The following is a 16,140-nucleotide window of genomic DNA, read 5'->3' as shown; positions in this document are numbered from 1 at the left end:
CATCAAAAAGCGCTTATATTCAATATTTTGCTTTTCAAATCAAAATTAATAGCCTATAAAAAAAAGCGGCTGACGCCGCTTTTCAAACTATCTAATTAACGCTTACGTCTTCTCAGTAATGCCAACGGTAAGCTCAACAATGCAAAGAGCCCAAATGAACCAGAGTCTCCGTCGTTGTCATCATCATCATTGCCTCTTACGTCAATCAGGTTCACCGTTACCTCGGTATACTCTGAAGTATTACCTGAAGTATCCTGTGCTCTGACGCCAAACTTAATCACACTTTGGAACTCAAAATCAAGATTTCCTTGTACGACGATGTCACCATTGTCTTCCACGGTAAATGGTGCATTGCCAATTACAAAGAACTCCTTTACAGGCGATGTTTGTGGGTCAGGATCTGAGAACTCAAGACGACCAACGATGGTGCCCAATGCAGCGTTTTCTCTTATTTCAAATACCTGCCCTGCTGGGATCACTGGGTTATTATCACTACCAGAGTCATTAGGATCATCGATTACCGTAACTTTGACTTTGGTATATTCGGACTCATTGCCTTTACTATCAATCGCTTTTACAGCAAACTCAAAGTACTCATTTGTCTCGAAATCAATTTCATCTGAAACGGTAACACCACCACTGGTATTAATTTCAAATGGCACATTGCCTAAGACTTCAAAGGATGCAATAGATGTATCGTCGGCATTGTCAAATTCAAGCATACCAATCACTGTACCAATTGCCGAGTTTTCCATAACTTCAAACATCTGCCCTTCATCGATTACAGGTCCAGTAGCATCATCATCTGCACTATCGTTGGTTACAGATACTTTCACTTCCGTATAGTCAGAGTGATTACCTAGCGTGTCCACTGCACGTACAAAGAAGCTATACTCACTTTGCATTTCATAATCCAATGCTTCTGTAGCGAAAACCTCACCTGTTTCATCAATCATGAACGGCACTTCGTCCAAAATCATAAAGGCTTCAACGGGCGACACCTCAGGGTCTGGATCGCTAAATTGGAGCATTCCTATCGAAGTATTTGGATCATTATTTTCTTGTACCTCAAATAACTGGTCTGCTTCAATCATTGGAGCACGTTTTGGTGGCTCCGAAATATCTAACCTGAATGACTGCGTAGTCTCCAGCTCACCGTCACTGACCATTAACGTCATTTGTCTGGTAAATTCAGTAAACGGTCGACCAGATAGCACACCATCTATAAACGACATACCAGGTACAGATGGTTCAAGCGTTATCATTAAGTCTTCATTATCGACATCTTCAACATGCTCATTGAAGTCTATTTCAACTAACTCATCGATATACAAATTGATATTTTCTATTTGCTCTATAACTGGCGCATCATTAACCGAGTTAACTTTGATGCTAATCGTATGCTGATTTGGCTCTGCGTCGTTATTTGGTATGGACTCTGCCACAGTGCCTTTAAATGTGAATGCATCATCACCAAAGAAATCGTCATTTGGTTTGTAACTCACATTTGCAAAGTCGGCCTGCATTACCTGGTCACCTGCTTCTAACACTTGCTCACCAGATAAAAGCATGCCATTTTCAGAGGTATTTACAATTTCAACCGAGGCATAAGGCTGGCCAAATTCATTGACTAGCACATCACCAAGCATTAGTGGCATATCTTCAGGTGTTTCTAATGTTCTATCTGACTCTGTTTTAATTGCAACTTTATAAGTACTGCGACCGTGTGTAAATGCAAACAACTCAGAATCTTTAATGACTAACTTGGCAATATTTGTGTTAGCCAAACCAGAGCCGTCTGCCATCCAGTTCATGCCGCCATCAATGGAAACAAATACACCTAAATCAGTACCTACAAATAATCTTTGTGTATTTTCAGGGTCCACAGCAATAGTCATTGCTGGGACGTTTGGCAACCCATTATCCATTGCCAGCCAGTTCTGACCTCCATCAGTGGTTTTCCATACGTGCGTAACATCAAAATTTGAAAGCGTTGCGTATATTACCTGATTATCCTTGGGGTCAAATGCAATCGAACTAACAGTTGCGCCTGCCACTGGTGTTGCTTCTACCCACTGTGTTTGTGCGGTAGCTTGATCAGCAGTATAGGAAACATAAATCGTACCGCCATTAGTACCTGCTGCAACGGCGCTTTCGGTATTGGGAGCAATACCTATTGAATAAACAGACCCATTCAATGCTCCTGATGCCGCAGACCAACTTTCCGCTTGGTTACTTGTGCGCCACAATTGACTCCCCCCAATCCACAATACTTGAGGATTGGAAGGCGCCATCTCAAATCGCGTAATAAATGGGAACCCATTATCACCCGAAATACCCGTTGTAGCACTGTTAAAACTCTGCCCACCATCTGTGGACTTTTGGATTGAAAGGCCAGTATTTTCAGCAAACATAATGTTGGGGTTGGTCGGATCAATGGCTGTCCAACCACCATCACCACCCAATATTTCGATCCAGCTATTGAAGCCTCCATCTACACCTGACAATGTGCCATTATCCTGCGTACCGCCAAAATAGCTTGTTCCATCTGGTTTAACGGTTCCATGATAGAATTGTGTTACTGCATACCCATTATTTAAGGTTGACCAACTGACTCTTTGAGCTGGGTCGGCAGCCACGTTACCACATACTTCATCAAGTGTTAGACGACCAGACAAAGCATTATCTGTTCTTTGGATACCACCATCATTTCCCACAAACATTGTCGTGTTAGTTGTGCCATTGTATTCTGGGTGAAAAACGATCTCGTGTTGATCTGCGTGCGCATACTGTGGATCAGTTGGGTTAAACCACCAAACACTAGTTGGTACAAATGATTGCCCGCCATCGTCTGAACGGAAAACGTCAATCCCCCCAGTCCAAACCACATCAGGGTTTACGGGGTCTACCGCGATAATGTTGTCATACCAGCCTTGGTTAAAGAACTGTGCAGTGCCACCAAAACATTGGTCGAATAATCCAAACACCGTATTACTTAGAAGTAGCTTTGTAAACGAGTCAGCAGTATCCTGAGTTACCGTTGTATTCCAAGTTGCGCCCATATCAGTAGATTTGTAAACTGCATCCATAGCATGAGAGTTTCTGTTCGCAGCCAAAGCATAAATAATATTGTTGTCTGACGGTGCAACTGCAATCGTCGTGCGTCCTTGAGTCGCTCCTGCAATTACTTGAGACCAGTTTACACCTGCGTCTGTACTGCGATGCACTCCACCTGTGTTAAAGGAGCCACATGCTGTCAGCAGCACATCCACATTCGACTCGCTCAAAACTGTTAAATCTGTACAGCCTACCGAAGCGCCTTGTGGTACAAAAACATTACTCCAAGTGACACCACTGTCTATTGATTTCTGGATACCTGTCTGGGTTGCCGCATATATTGTATTTGCATCATTTTTGCTAAACGCTATTTTATTCGTGTACTGGAAATCGCTGTTGCTTGCGGTACTAGGGATTTGCTCCCAAGTCATGCCGGCATCAGAAGATTTAAAAATACCATCCCCTCTGAGCGCATCAAAATTGAAAAAGCCTTCCCCTGTGCCTGCATAAATAATATCGGCATTATTAGGGTCGAAAGTCAAAGTTGTCACGGCTAAATTAGTAGCAAGATCGCTCAGTGGTGTCCAAGAAGCCCCTGCATCCGTTGTTTTCCAAACGCCACCAGCAACCCCTGCTGTATACATCACATCATGATTTGTAGGATGAATGATCAATGTTCTTGTTCGTCCACCTATATTACCTGGGCCGAGTTCTTGCCAGTCTCCAAGTTCTTGATTTTGTCCATCAGGTGCATTTAGCTGGGGCTGATAGTCAAACAACACGGTGTTCTCTGCCAAAGAGTAGTGTGGCATACTTTTAATTTGTGCTAACGCAGCTGAGTACTTTTCAGTCGGCAAAGTAGAAGCGCCAATTGGCAGCCTTTGCTGTACATAAAACTCATGAGCCTCTTTTGGTTTGTCATATCTTTTTGGTGCCTGTGTCTTGCTCGCGGCTTTCTTCGCTAGAAAGTCTGCTTTCATCTCGTAGGGAGTTTCTTGGGCTTGGTTTTCGTAGGCTAAGTATGCAGCACCGCCGAGGGCTACCGCCACAGCTAGACTGACTGGGTGGAGAAGTGTCATTGGTTCTATCCCTTTTTTTCGTAACAATTTTGCTGACCTATCGGGTCATTACGATAAACGATAAATATGACGACTAGTGCTTAACCACAGATTGCAAATCACACCCATTTACAAGTGTCAAAATTGTTTGAATCTTCACACGAACACATTTAACATCTTTCATATCTTGATAGGTATCCGAGCAAAGTGTAGTAACAAATACCAATTATTCCACGGAGAAAATAATGTTTATGGAGATATATGATTGAATTAATGGGATTAGCAGTTGCAGCAAACGATGTCGAAGTAGTTGAAATATACGCAGGAAAAAACCTCCTACAGGAAGAAATTTTTGCTAATCGTACAGTCGAATCCCTGCCTCCAAGCGCATATAGCTCTCCAAATACCAATATTGCTGATTATCTAGAAAGATTCCCTGGCCTGAATAAAACAGGACAAGGGGGATTGTTTCAAAGTTATAGTGTTCGCGGCCTCAGTGCTTGGCGAATTCGAACTACTGTAGACGGTATTCCAATAATCACTGACAGACGAGCCGGTAATTCAGCTTCTTTTCTCCCACCGTCTTTGGTTGCATTGATTGAAGTCAATCGTAGTTCAGGTTCTCTACTACATGGTTCAGGCGCGCTTGGTGGTGTTCTTAACCTTTCAACACGTAAACCCGAAGAGTTTACCTTCAGTATTACCCAACAAGCACCTACGAATGCGACCAGCATGACGATTGGTCATGGCAGCATGTCTAATTCATTCGCGGCTAGCTTTAGGCAGTCTGACAATGCAAAAACGGCATCTGGTTTGCCGCTCAACTCAGAGTACAAACAATTTGCAGCTTCTCTGTACCATCAAGGAAACCTTTTTGACCACTATGATTACAATATTAGTTGGCTGCCTTCCTTAGGCAGTGACATTGGTAAAAGCAGCCTCCAATACCCTGAAACTCAATTAGCGATATACCCAGAGGACAACCACAGTTTAATGCAAGCTACTTTGTATTCTGATAGCTGGCTGATAAAAGCGTTTCACCACTATCAAAACTGGGACAGCCTTGTAAAACGAATTGGAAAAAGAGAGAACTTAACAGCTTACCAGTCCCACACCTATGGCATGAACCTCTACAGTAGCACTCATGCATCATCGAGCTCATGGCGATTTGGTGTCGATTGGATATCCAGAGGCGGTATTAAAATAGCGGATAGCGAAACCTCGCTAGAGCACATCAAAACAGATCAAGTATTGATTGACGGTAACACCCACAACGTTGCTCCCTATGCCAGTGCAGCCATCAAACTAGCTGACTTAAAAATAAACCTCGGCGCACGATATGACTATTTTAAAGCACAAAACGCCGGCCTCAGTCGCACAGACAACCACTTATCATATCAAGGCGCAATTGAACGACAGGCTAAAAATCACACGTTTAAAGCTTCTTACAGCACAGCGTTTAGATTCCCTTCTATAACAGAGCTTTATTTTAATGGTGTTACACCAAGAGGAAACACATTTGGCAATGAGTCACTTGAACCCGAAACAAGCAAAACTCTCGAGTTCAATTACTTATATTCACATTCGGTGATTTCAGGTCGTTTAAATGTATATAAAAGCGAACTACGCAATTTTATTGAACGCACCAAGCTCTCTAATGGTGATCGAACATATAATAACTTAGATAATGTTAGTTTAAGTGGTTTTGAAGTCGCTGTAGACTTCACGCCTATGCCTGAACACGCTTTCACATGGAGTCTAGCTAAACAATCAGGTCAGCAATCGAATGGTGAATTTATACAAGGGATTACACCACTAAAAACCAACTTGTCGCACCGAACTTACTGGAGAGAGATAGAGCTATCAAGTGAACTATCTCACCGTTTTAAAAAACATAGAGTAAGCCCAGCAGAACAAGAAATCTCAAGTTCGACCACACTAAATGCCTACGCAAAATGGAAGATTAACAAACACTGGGCTGGCACTTTCAAAATAACCAATTTGCTAGATAGTGAATTCAAAACGACTGCGGACGAAGATGCGCCTTTCGTTGAAGAAAGACAAATTGCAATACAACTAGATTGGCAAAATTAGCCCCCAAATAGCAGCTCCCACACACTCGGTGGCTCGTGTAGTTTATGATACTTGATACGTAGTTCATCAACTTCCTTGAGCTTTAATTTAGCGGCATGCAGTTCTTTTTCATTTGCCAAGATTGCAGCTTGTTTGGCTAACTCAAGGGTAAGGTTCAAACCTTTTAACGATTCTTGAGCTTTGTCATCAGTAAACTTCTGCTCTTTGGCTTGCTCTACCAATAAGATAAATGCTGCAATATGACGTGACATTTCATTGTGTGTTTGAGATTTAATAGCCAGCTTATATTCATGGCCCATCTTTTTCATCACTTGGTTAAGATCTTGTGCTTTGGCAATGGCAAAACTAGACAACAAAAATGCCGTAATAAATACAAACTTCATAACACCCCCTATGCAGATTGCGCTAGTATATAGAAATATGCAGACCGCACAAGACTGGGCCATGTAAAGGGCGTTTACATTTTGAAAATTTATAACTTTTTATATCTGCTTGTATTAATAGTGTTTCCTTTATCCATTGTAGTGAGCAGTTTTGATGCCCATGCTTCCAAACCTCTTAAGGTTACTTTCATTAATCCCGGTTTTAATAGCGATAACCCAACGGGTAATTTTTGGTTTAATGTATCAAATATCATGGATGCAGTAGCTGAAGACACTAATATTGAATTGACTACTTTGTTTGCTCAGCGCAACCATATCCTAATGAAGCAGCTAACTAGACAAGCTTTAGAATCCGATGCTGAATACCTGATACTTGTTGATGAAAAGCGCGTGATCACAGAAGTTCTCCTCTCGTCAGAAAAAACCCATCAAAATATTCTATTTTTGTTGAATAGCCCCAATAAGCTTGCCCTCGAGAGGCTTTCTGCAAAAGGGTTTGGAGTCAAAGCAGCTATTTTACCGGATAATTATCAAGCAGGACGTTTACTTGCACGAGAACTAGTTCATAAAGCAAACACGACTCCTCCAAAGACTCAAAACCATACGATGTTGGCTTTTTTGGGAGACATAGCCACTAATGCCGCAACAGAAAGGGAACAAGGCCTACTTAGTTACACGAACAGGGTTTCAAATGTGACATTGGTAGATAAAGTTGATGCGCAGTGGTCAAAACAGCGAGCGTTAGAGCTATCGCGTGGACTGCTAAGGCGATATAGAGATCTCGACATAGTGTGGTGTGCTAATGACGCCATTGCATTTGGTGTTAGTCAAGCAGCTGTTGAGCTGGGGATCAGAGATAAGTTGCAAATAGGCGGGATAAATTGGGACAACGAGCATGATTCAAAGCTTGACATTTCAATCGGTGGGCACGTTTTATTGGGTGGATATCTACTAATTGAATTAAAAAAATATCAAAAAGGATTGGTAAAGTATATTGGCACCCAAAAGATTGCAATTTTTAGACCTTATAAATCAGAATTTGCCCCAATCTACAAAGCAATTCATGAAGATAGGCTAAATCAAGTTGACTTTTCTCAATTCGTCAATGATAAAAAAGATTACAATATTATGACGATTAACAGCGAATTAAATTTCTAATCTATTAACCCCTATTTGAAACAAATTCAATTCAACGCTTAATAAATGATCAAATATTTAATCTAAATTACACTCCTGTTATAAATACATTAATCATCGGTTTAAATTGAATGAATTTCACGCAGTTGACAGTCGAGCAAATACCTGTTTTAGTTAATTTGGTTAACAACATGTAACTAGGACAAACAAGATGAAACACAACTTTCTAACAAGCACTAAATGTACTTTACTTGCCCTTGGCGTTGCGTCTGCGCTTGGTACTGCCACAGCACACGCGTCTAATACTGAGCGTATGATTGTCACTCTGAAAAGCGAAGCAATGGCGAATACTTTACCTGTTGCGATGTCAAACGCTGAAATTACAGAGTTTAAAGCACAGTCTTTATCGCTATTTGCAAATGACCTAAATACAACTGCAATCAAAACTCTACCTAATATAAATGCGGTTGTATTAGAAGTAACGCCAGAACAGCTAGCTCAGCTTGAAAAAAGCGGCGATGTTGAAACTGTAGAAGTGGATCCAAAGCGTTATGTTCCTGAAGTAATCGAAGCTGGTATTTCTCCGCTTGCAGAGTCAACTCCTTACGGTATCAACATGGTTCAAGCTAAACTTGTAAGTGATGCTGCTGCAGCTAACCGTAAAGTTTGTATCATGGATACAGGTTATCATCGTGCGCACGAAGATCTAGTTAGTGCTGGCGTAACGGGTGACGATGGTTACGGTTCAAACGACACAGGTCTTTGGTACAATGACGGTAATGGTCACGGTACACACGTTGCTGGAACAATCGCAGCGCTAGGTGGAAATGGTACTGGTGTTGTAGGTGTTAACCCATCTGGTAATCTAGGTCTTCACATCGTTAAAGTATTCAATGATTCAGGTCGTTGGGCATATGGCTCAGATCTTATTGAAGCAATTAACCAATGTGAAGCAGCAGGTTCTCACATTACAAGCATGAGCTTGGGTGGCAGCGGTAGCTCAACCGCAGAGCGCAATGCATTTGACCAAAGTTATCAGCGCGGTATGCTTCACATCGCTGCGGCAGGTAATGGTGGTAACAGTGCGCTGAGCTACCCTGCTTCATACAACAACGTTGTATCAGTAGCCGCAGTAGATAGCTCTGAGAACAAAGCGTCATTCTCTCAATACAACAGCCAAGTTGAAATTGCGGGCCCTGGTGTAGGTGTCAACTCTACATGGAACAACGGTGGATATAGAAGTATCAGTGGTACATCTATGGCAACACCTCACGTTTCAGGTGTCGCGGCACTTGTTTGGAGCAACTTCCCGAATTGTTCTAATGCTGATATCCGTGCAGCACTTAATGCAACTGCTAAAGATAAAGGCGCAGCTGGTCGTGATACTTCTTATGGTTACGGTATTGTACAAGCAAAAGCAGCATACGATTATCTAGCACAAGGGTGTGGCGGCGGAGACCCAGTTCCTGTTGCAAACTTCAGCTACACAACTGACGGTTTGAAAGCAACATTCTCAAACTCTTCAACAGTTGGTACTTACAACTGGACATTCGGTGACGGTAACTCAAGCTCTCAGAGTTCACCTAGTCACACTTATGCGCAAGCAGGCACTTATGATGTAACTCTTAAAGTTACTAACTCTGCAGGTGATTTTGATAGCATCGTTAAGCAAGTAACTGTTGATGATGTAGTAACTCCTCCTGGATGTACTGGCCTATCGGCTTGGAGTGCTTCAACATTCTACCGCGTAGGAGACAAAGTTTCTTACAACGGATATGAGTATCACTCTATCTGGTGGTCACGTGGCGCTCGCCCGGATGTATTCTCAAACGTGTGGAGAAAAGTAGCTAAGTGTAACTAATCACACTGAGAATATTACACTCGTAATTAAAATAACCCCGATACAGGACCACTGTGTTGGGGTTAACTTTTCTCGAAACACGTAAACACCGATTAATCCAGCCCCAATTATACCAATTGCCCTTTTTAAGGCCTCTAGAATACCCGGTTGAATGTCTAGTAATGCCACAAACTGAAACGTTACAGCAAGAGAAAAGCATGCCGCAGCACCGACCCAAAGGCCTGTAAATTTCATTGCCTTTGAAAAATCTAACTTTGGCCTGAATAGTAATCCATTGAAAACAAGCACAACAAAAGTAATGTACATCACATGGAACTCTATACTGCTTTCTTGCAAAGCTTGTTTGTCAAATACAATACAGCAGCCCCAGCATATTGCTGTTAGTGATATGTACCCACTCCCCGGCTCTAGAAAAGTTAACCTTCCCCCTTGCAAAACGAATGATGCACTCACCAAAATAGCAATTGCCCCTACCTCAACCAAACTGAGAGCTTCACCAAGCCAGACCCAAGCGAATAAGCCTGATATAACAGGAGTTAAACAAAGCATTGGTAGCATAATTGCTACTTTGCCAACAGCCAATGCTCTTATGAAACTAACGCTGCCGATTCCCGCCAAAAGGCCACTCACAGTCGCGGGATAAAAGTACTGAAAGTTCGGAATAGAGCGATCAGCATAGACCCAGTATATTGCATAACAAGGTAATACAAGAGAGCTAAAAACAACCGACATTAGTGGGGCTGAAAAATGCGTCGCCAGCCGTTTGCGCGTGTAATCAAACCCAACCCAAAATAGAGCGCTTAAAAGAGCAAACCCCATTAACTGAACTGCCTCATAATAATACTCGTAGTTTATTTGACTGTGTTTTCATAAAACGATTGATCTTTTTGTGATCTGGTTTCCAACCAGCTAAGAAGCGATGAAAATCAGCCCATAAAATAGGCCATAACGGGCGCCACTCTGTTTCAACTTGGCTTGGCTGTATCTGGATATTAAGCTTGTTCATTTTTTCTGCGAGGGCTTGAAAATAATAATCCAACAACGATTCACAGTACCTCTCTAACTCATCATTTTCGAGCACTGTCGTAAATAATAACATGACATCAGCTAATCCAATTCCAACACCAACATGCTGAAAGTCATAGCCTATCACTGCGTCTTTCTTAAACGCAAAATTTGCCAGCTTTGCATCTCCGTGGATCAAAGTTCTGAATTTCGCTGCGCCCAATGCTTCATCAATTTTTTTAGCTTGTTGCTTCAGTTGGCAACTAGGCATTTTTTCAAGTTCATCTGGACGTGTTTTTAAATGCCAATAATTACCCTCTCCAAACTCATCGTGCATAGAGTGATTTTCAGCCGCCTCTAGCCAAATAGCATGAAAGCCAGCTAACCAATTTAGTATCTGTTTAATTTCAGAGGGCTGAACACTCGTTTTATTGTGGAACCCAATTGCTTCAAAATCTTCTAGCAGCGTAACAAAAGTCCCCCGCTCGTGGTGTAATTCGTATACTTGTGGTGCCAAGCTAATTTGGCTGAGCATACCAACATATCGCTTATAAAATAGTTGCTCTTTTTGATAACTGCGTACTTTTCGAGTCAATGCAAAGTCTGTTTGCTCGATATGCTTGTGCTGCAAGTCGTCCGGTACCTTGCTTATTTTTGCTACGTAGTATTTTGAGTCGATAACAAATTTCTCTAAAGTGCCACATCTATTCCACAGCTCTATTCGCCCGGAGCTGTTACTAACCTTAAGAAATTGTTGATAGAGAGAAGACTGCATATAAATGTATTTTAATTACTTTTGGGCAGTCTATATGAAACACCCGCTTATAGATATAAGCGGGTGTGATTAAGAAGGGTTACTGATTTGCCGCGGCCTTTAAACGCTCATCCGTTGATTCATCAGCAATGAGGTTTAAATCAAAGTCAAATTCATCCACTCGAATTGCTTTTTCGCGCTTGCGGTTATAGTCAACCAGCTTAATATATTCTTGTTCACTTACTACACTCGCGACAAAAGCGTTATTTAGGGTGTCATCGAAAGACACACCAGCTTTAATTTCACGACGTTTGAGCGCTTTTTTAACTTTACTTAGTGAATCCAAACAAGCCATTTTAGCTTTGTAAGCCTGCTCGTTAATATCATGACCGTCACCTTGCGTTGGTTTGACTAAGTGAGTTAATTGCTGCTTAAATGTTGTGTCCATTTGCGATGCCTTAGCCAACTCACGGATCATGTCATCACTAATTTTTGGCATGCGATGGCTAAAGTTTACAGTCGCCACACGCATAAAGCGTCTTGCGGCTTTACTCGGGAAATTGTCTAAGAATTTGTGTAAAGCTTTCTCAGCTTCCGATAGTGCATAACGAGTTGCGTAATGGAAATAAGGTGCTGCTTGCGCTCTCTCACTCTCTGACACTTTTTGCTCGTAGTAACGTATAGAAGCCATCGCAGCATAAACAAAGCTCATTACGTCACCAAGTCGTGCAGATAAAAGTTCCGCTTGCTTGAGTTTACCACCTAGTACTAGGAGCGAAAAGTCAGCATATACAGCAAGCTTAGAAGACAACTGCTGAGCAGCTTTTTCATACTCTACAACTTCTGGCAATTTTGACGTACCTGACGCTAAGAATGGGAACGCACCTAGCTTAAATGCTCGTAAACCGTTTCCTACGCTGTATCCAATAGTTTTCCTAAATATCCTGTTAAACTCTTTATCTGCCGTTGGAGATTCACTGTGGATAGATTCAACCATACTTTGCAGATAAGGGTGACAACGCATAACCCCCTGACCAAATATCATCAGGTTTCTGGTAAGGATATTTGCTCCTTCAACTGTAATCGCAATAGGCTGCGCAACATAACCACTTGCCAAGGTATTTTGTGGGCCGTTTTGAATGGCCTTACCTGCCAATATGTCCATTGCGGAGTCAAGAACATCTCTACCAAGCTCAGTCATATGATATTTAGCTATTGCGGTCACGACTGACGGCTTAAGACCCATACCTAGCCCTTCGGTTGTTAAAACCCTCATAGACTCTTGCAAATATGCTTTACCAGCAATGTCTGCTAGCTTTTCTTGAATACCCTCAAAGTGACCAATTGCTAAACCAAACTGTTCGCGCACGGCTGCATACTCAGAAGCAGATTTAAGTGCGACCTGACTTGTAGAAACGCCGAGTGCAGGAAGCGATATGCCCCTACCAGCGCCCAAACAGCTAACCAACATTTGCCATCCACGGCCGATATTTTTCTGGCCACCGATGATGAAATCCATCGGAATAAATACTTTGTTACCGCGAGTTGTACCATTATAGAATCGGATCCCCATTGGATCATGACGGTTACCAAGCTCTACACCTGGGTGCGATTTAGGAATTAATGCACAGGTAATACCTAGCGATTCTTTTGTGCCAAGTAAGCCTTCAGGGTCAAATACTTTAAATGCTAAACCCAATACAGTGGCAATCGGTGCCAATGTGATGTATCGCTTATCCCATGTGACTTCTAGTCCCAATACCTCTTTGCCATCGTGCATACCTTTTGTCACGATACCTTGATCTGGAATACCACCGGCATCAGACCCTGCTTCAGGGCTAGTTAATGCAAAGCAAGGAATGTCGCGACCGTTGGCGAGCCTTGGAAGGTAATGTGCTTGTTGCTCAGCCGTACCGTAGTGCAGTAGCAATTCTCCAGGACCTAGTGAGTTAGGTACCATTACGGTAACCGCAACCGCAGATGATTTGGTGGCAATAGTCCCTACGATGGTAGAATTCGCATAAGGACTAAATTCTAGCCCACCATATTGTTTTGGAATAATTAACGAGAAGAACTTTTCTTTTTTCAAAAATTCTAAGATGTGTTCAGGCAAGTGTTTAGAGTTTTGAATATGATTTTCGTCGATCATCGACATCAAAGTCTTAACTGGACCATCTAAAAACGCTTGCTCATCCGCAGACAATTTAGCTTCAGTTACGGCTCGCAAAGCGCCAAAATCTGGCTTTCCTTGATAGATAGAGCCTTCAAGCCAAACATCTCCTGCGTCTAACGCTTCTTGTTCTGTGATTGAAATGCTTGGCAATATTTTTCTTAGCTGTGTTCTTAAACTCATAATAAACTCATCCGACCAGATAGATATACCTACATTACGTCATAAAAATAGAATTAGATCAATTGCTCAAATGAAAAAATTAACGATATTTTTACTGATATTACTTAAGTGATGAGAAAAGTGACGGATAATTAATAGCTTACACGTGTACGCTGAAATTGAATATTTCAATATTTTTTGCCTGAAAAGCGCTTAATTCAGGCTGCTTGGATTAAAAATCCGCAAATGTAGCTTTGGTAATTGCTGCAAGCGTACTTGGGCAAATAGAGATCTCCAAGCCACGGCGCCCACCACTGACATAAATATTCTGAAATTGTTTCGCAGTTTCATGCAATACAACCGGAATTGGTTTTTTGTGGGCGAATGGACTAATCCCACCTAGTAAATAGCCTGTGGCAGTTTGTGCTCTATTTTTGTCAGCTAATTGAGCCTTCTTACCAGAAATCGATTTAGCAAATGATTTCAAATCAACTTGTTGACTTGCGGGTGTTATTCCAATGTATAGCTTTCCATCCACATCAATGACTAGGGTTTTAAAAACTTGTTGTTCAGCAAGGTTGAGTTTGGCAGCCGCTTCTTGAGCGTAATTAGCTGAACTCGGGTCATGCTTAAACTTTAGTACCTCAAATTTGACTTTCTGTTTCTTTAGTAAGTTTATGGCTGGAGTCATGGGATCTCCTTGATATATTTAACACAAATTAGCGTGACTCTGTAGGTCATTCTAGAACTTTGTAGGCCACATGTAATTGTCTTTCTCTGTCCAAAAAATAAACCTGATATTATACTAAAATATGCTCGACAATACGGGATTGTCTACTAAAGTAGTATATACCGGCAAACGCTTATTGAAGCCTGTACAAGTAGAGGTTTTGGCGTTGTACAGTTGCTCAAAAGCATAGTAAGCCGAGTGAGAAAAGTAGCATGAGTGTTCAAGTTGTAAAAGTACTAGGCATGGCCATTTTTGCGTGCTTGGTGGTGATTTTTTTAAGTAACGAGTATCACTTTTGGCTTGACAGACTAGCTTGTAATGAGAAATGTGAAGTCTTTGGGTGTAGCTCTGGAACACTGATTTCAGGAGAAGACCGATCGGACCTACTGTGCCGATGCAACGACGATATGGATTATCTCGTAATATTAGACTGAGAGGTAAAACGGCGCCAATGGCGCCGTTTTGATATGGGGTTTATTTGGTTAGGTCATCAAAAAACTTTTTAACACCGTCAAAAAAACCTTGAGCCTTTGGGCGGTTCTTACTTGTATCACCGCTCATACTCTCTTCTAGTTCGCGTAGTAGTTCTCTTTGGCGCTCGTTCAAGTTCACTGGCGTTTCAATAACAACCTTGCAAATTAAGTCACCTACTGAGCCACTACGGACAGATTTAACACCTTTCCCGCGCATACGGAACATTTTGCCAGTTTGACTCTCTGAAGGGATCTTCAGGTTCGCTCTGCCATCCAATGTCGGTACTTCAATTTCCCCACCCAATGCAGCAGTGGTATAACTAATCGGCACTTCACAATATAGATTGTTGCCATCACGGACAAAAATTGGATGTTCGCGCACGCTTACCTGAACATAAAGGTCCCCGGCAGGTGCTCCATGCATACCAGCTTCACCCTCGCCAGAAAGCCTAATACGATCGCCCGTATCAACACCTGCTGGGATCTTAACTGATAATGTCTTAGTCTTTTCGACACGACCTTGTCCATGACACTTATTACATGGATCAGAGATAACCTGACCTGTACCCTGACAAGTAGGACATGTTTGCTGAACAGCGAAGAAACCTTGGCGCATCTGAACTTGGCCAGCACCGTGACACGTTGTACATGTCTTAGGTTTAGAACCAGCTTTGGCACCAGAGCCATCACAAGGTTCACAACTTACCCATGTAGGTACTTTGATTTCAACATCTTTGCCCTTCACTGCTTCTTCAAGGGTTAGGTCTAAGCTATATCGAAGATCAGCACCTCGTTGCTGTCTCGATTGACGACGGCCACCACCGCCACCAAAAATATCACCGAATACGTCCCCGAAAATATCGCCAAAGTCGGCTCCACCACCGAACCCGCCATGGCCTCCACCGCCGTTTTGTTCAAACGCCGCATGGCCGTATTGATCATACATCTGGCGCTTTTGACTATCCGTTAGGACTTCGTAAGCTTCTTTTACTTCTTTAAACTTAGCTTCTAATGCTTCATCACCCGCAGTACGATCTGGGTGATATTTCATTGCAAGGCGCTTGTAGGCCTTTTTAATATCACGTTCGCTAGCGTCTTTAGATACGCCTAATACTTCGTAATAATCACGTTTTGACATAGTTATCACACTACTCTTACAAGACAACTCTAAAGGGTTAATACCCGATATATTGAGCCAAATTTTAAAAACACTAAGGGCGCGTCTGACGAATTCGCCGCGCGCCCTTTACAGTCAA

General features: G+C 42.2%; 11 protein-coding genes. 4 read left to right on the top strand and 7 right to left on the bottom strand.

Annotation, left to right across the window (positions count from 1 at the left end):
• Positions 1–95 precede the first annotated feature (95 nt).
• Complete coding sequence (locus tag N475_RS10565; protein WP_063365230.1) at positions 96–4,136, bottom strand: rhombosortase-dependent cadherin domain-containing protein; 4,041 nt, start codon at positions 4,134–4,136, stop codon at positions 96–98.
• Between the two features lie 240 nt (positions 4,137–4,376).
• Between N475_RS10565 and N475_RS10560 the strand changes: the two genes are divergently transcribed.
• Entirely contained in the window at positions 4,377–6,209 is a 1,833-nt protein-coding gene (locus N475_RS10560) for a TonB-dependent receptor (protein WP_063365229.1), read from the top strand.
• On the opposite strand, the gene N475_RS10555 is transcribed toward N475_RS10560, so the two are convergent.
• Positions 6,206–6,592, bottom strand: coding sequence for a cytochrome b562 (locus N475_RS10555; RefSeq protein ID WP_063356216.1), 387 nt, complete (start codon positions 6,590–6,592; stop codon positions 6,206–6,208). The two genes, N475_RS10560 and N475_RS10555, sit on opposite strands and share 4 nt — an antisense overlap.
• 81 nt (positions 6,593–6,673) lie before the next feature.
• Between N475_RS10555 and N475_RS10550 the strand changes: the two genes are divergently transcribed.
• Both N475_RS10550 and N475_RS10545 read left to right on the top strand, forming a co-directional pair.
• Positions 6,674–7,750 carry an ABC transporter substrate-binding protein gene (locus N475_RS10550; RefSeq protein WP_081215864.1) on the top strand — a complete coding sequence of 359 codons (1,077 nt, stop codon included), beginning with the start codon at positions 6,674–6,676 and terminating at the stop codon, positions 7,748–7,750.
• Between the two features lie 190 nt (positions 7,751–7,940).
• Positions 7,941–9,590, top strand: a complete 1,650-nt coding sequence (locus N475_RS10545; RefSeq protein WP_063365228.1) for a S8 family serine peptidase — start codon at positions 7,941–7,943, stop codon at positions 9,588–9,590.
• On the opposite strand, the gene N475_RS10540 is transcribed toward N475_RS10545, so the two are convergent.
• The 4 genes from N475_RS10540 to ybaK form a co-directional block, all read right to left on the bottom strand.
• Entirely contained in the window at positions 9,591–10,409 is an 819-nt protein-coding gene (locus N475_RS10540) for an EamA family transporter (RefSeq protein WP_063356214.1), read from the bottom strand.
• Positions 10,410–10,422: 13 nt separating this feature from the next.
• On the bottom strand, positions 10,423–11,370 hold the full coding sequence (locus tag N475_RS10535) for a phosphotransferase (RefSeq protein ID WP_063356213.1): 948 nt from the start codon (positions 11,368–11,370) through the stop codon (positions 10,423–10,425).
• Between the two features lie 79 nt (positions 11,371–11,449).
• Complete coding sequence (locus tag N475_RS10530) at positions 11,450–13,702, bottom strand: acyl-CoA dehydrogenase (protein WP_063365227.1); 2,253 nt, start codon at positions 13,700–13,702, stop codon at positions 11,450–11,452.
• A 211-nt stretch (positions 13,703–13,913) separates the two neighbouring features.
• A complete protein-coding gene (ybaK, locus tag N475_RS10525; RefSeq protein WP_063356211.1) occupies positions 13,914–14,372 on the bottom strand; it encodes a Cys-tRNA(Pro) deacylase in 459 nt (152 codons plus the stop codon).
• Positions 14,373–14,623: 251 nt separating this feature from the next.
• Between ybaK and N475_RS25445 the strand changes: the two genes are divergently transcribed.
• The gene (locus N475_RS25445; RefSeq protein ID WP_155730860.1) at positions 14,624–14,845 is read left to right on the top strand and encodes a hypothetical protein; all 222 of its coding nucleotides are present in this window, start codon (positions 14,624–14,626) and stop codon (positions 14,843–14,845) included.
• A 40-nt stretch (positions 14,846–14,885) separates the two neighbouring features.
• Here the strand turns inward: N475_RS25445 and dnaJ are convergent, their stop codons facing one another.
• Positions 14,886–16,022, bottom strand: a complete 1,137-nt coding sequence (gene dnaJ / locus N475_RS10520; protein ID WP_063356210.1) for a molecular chaperone DnaJ — start codon at positions 16,020–16,022, stop codon at positions 14,886–14,888.
• Between the last annotated feature and the right edge of the window lie 118 nt (positions 16,023–16,140).

Origin of the sequence: Pseudoalteromonas luteoviolacea DSM 6061 (assembly GCF_001625655.1) — a bacterium.
GTDB classification, from domain to species: Bacteria; Pseudomonadota; Gammaproteobacteria; order Enterobacterales; family Alteromonadaceae; genus Pseudoalteromonas; species Pseudoalteromonas luteoviolacea.
This window is presented reverse-complemented; position numbering and strand designations above follow the sequence as displayed.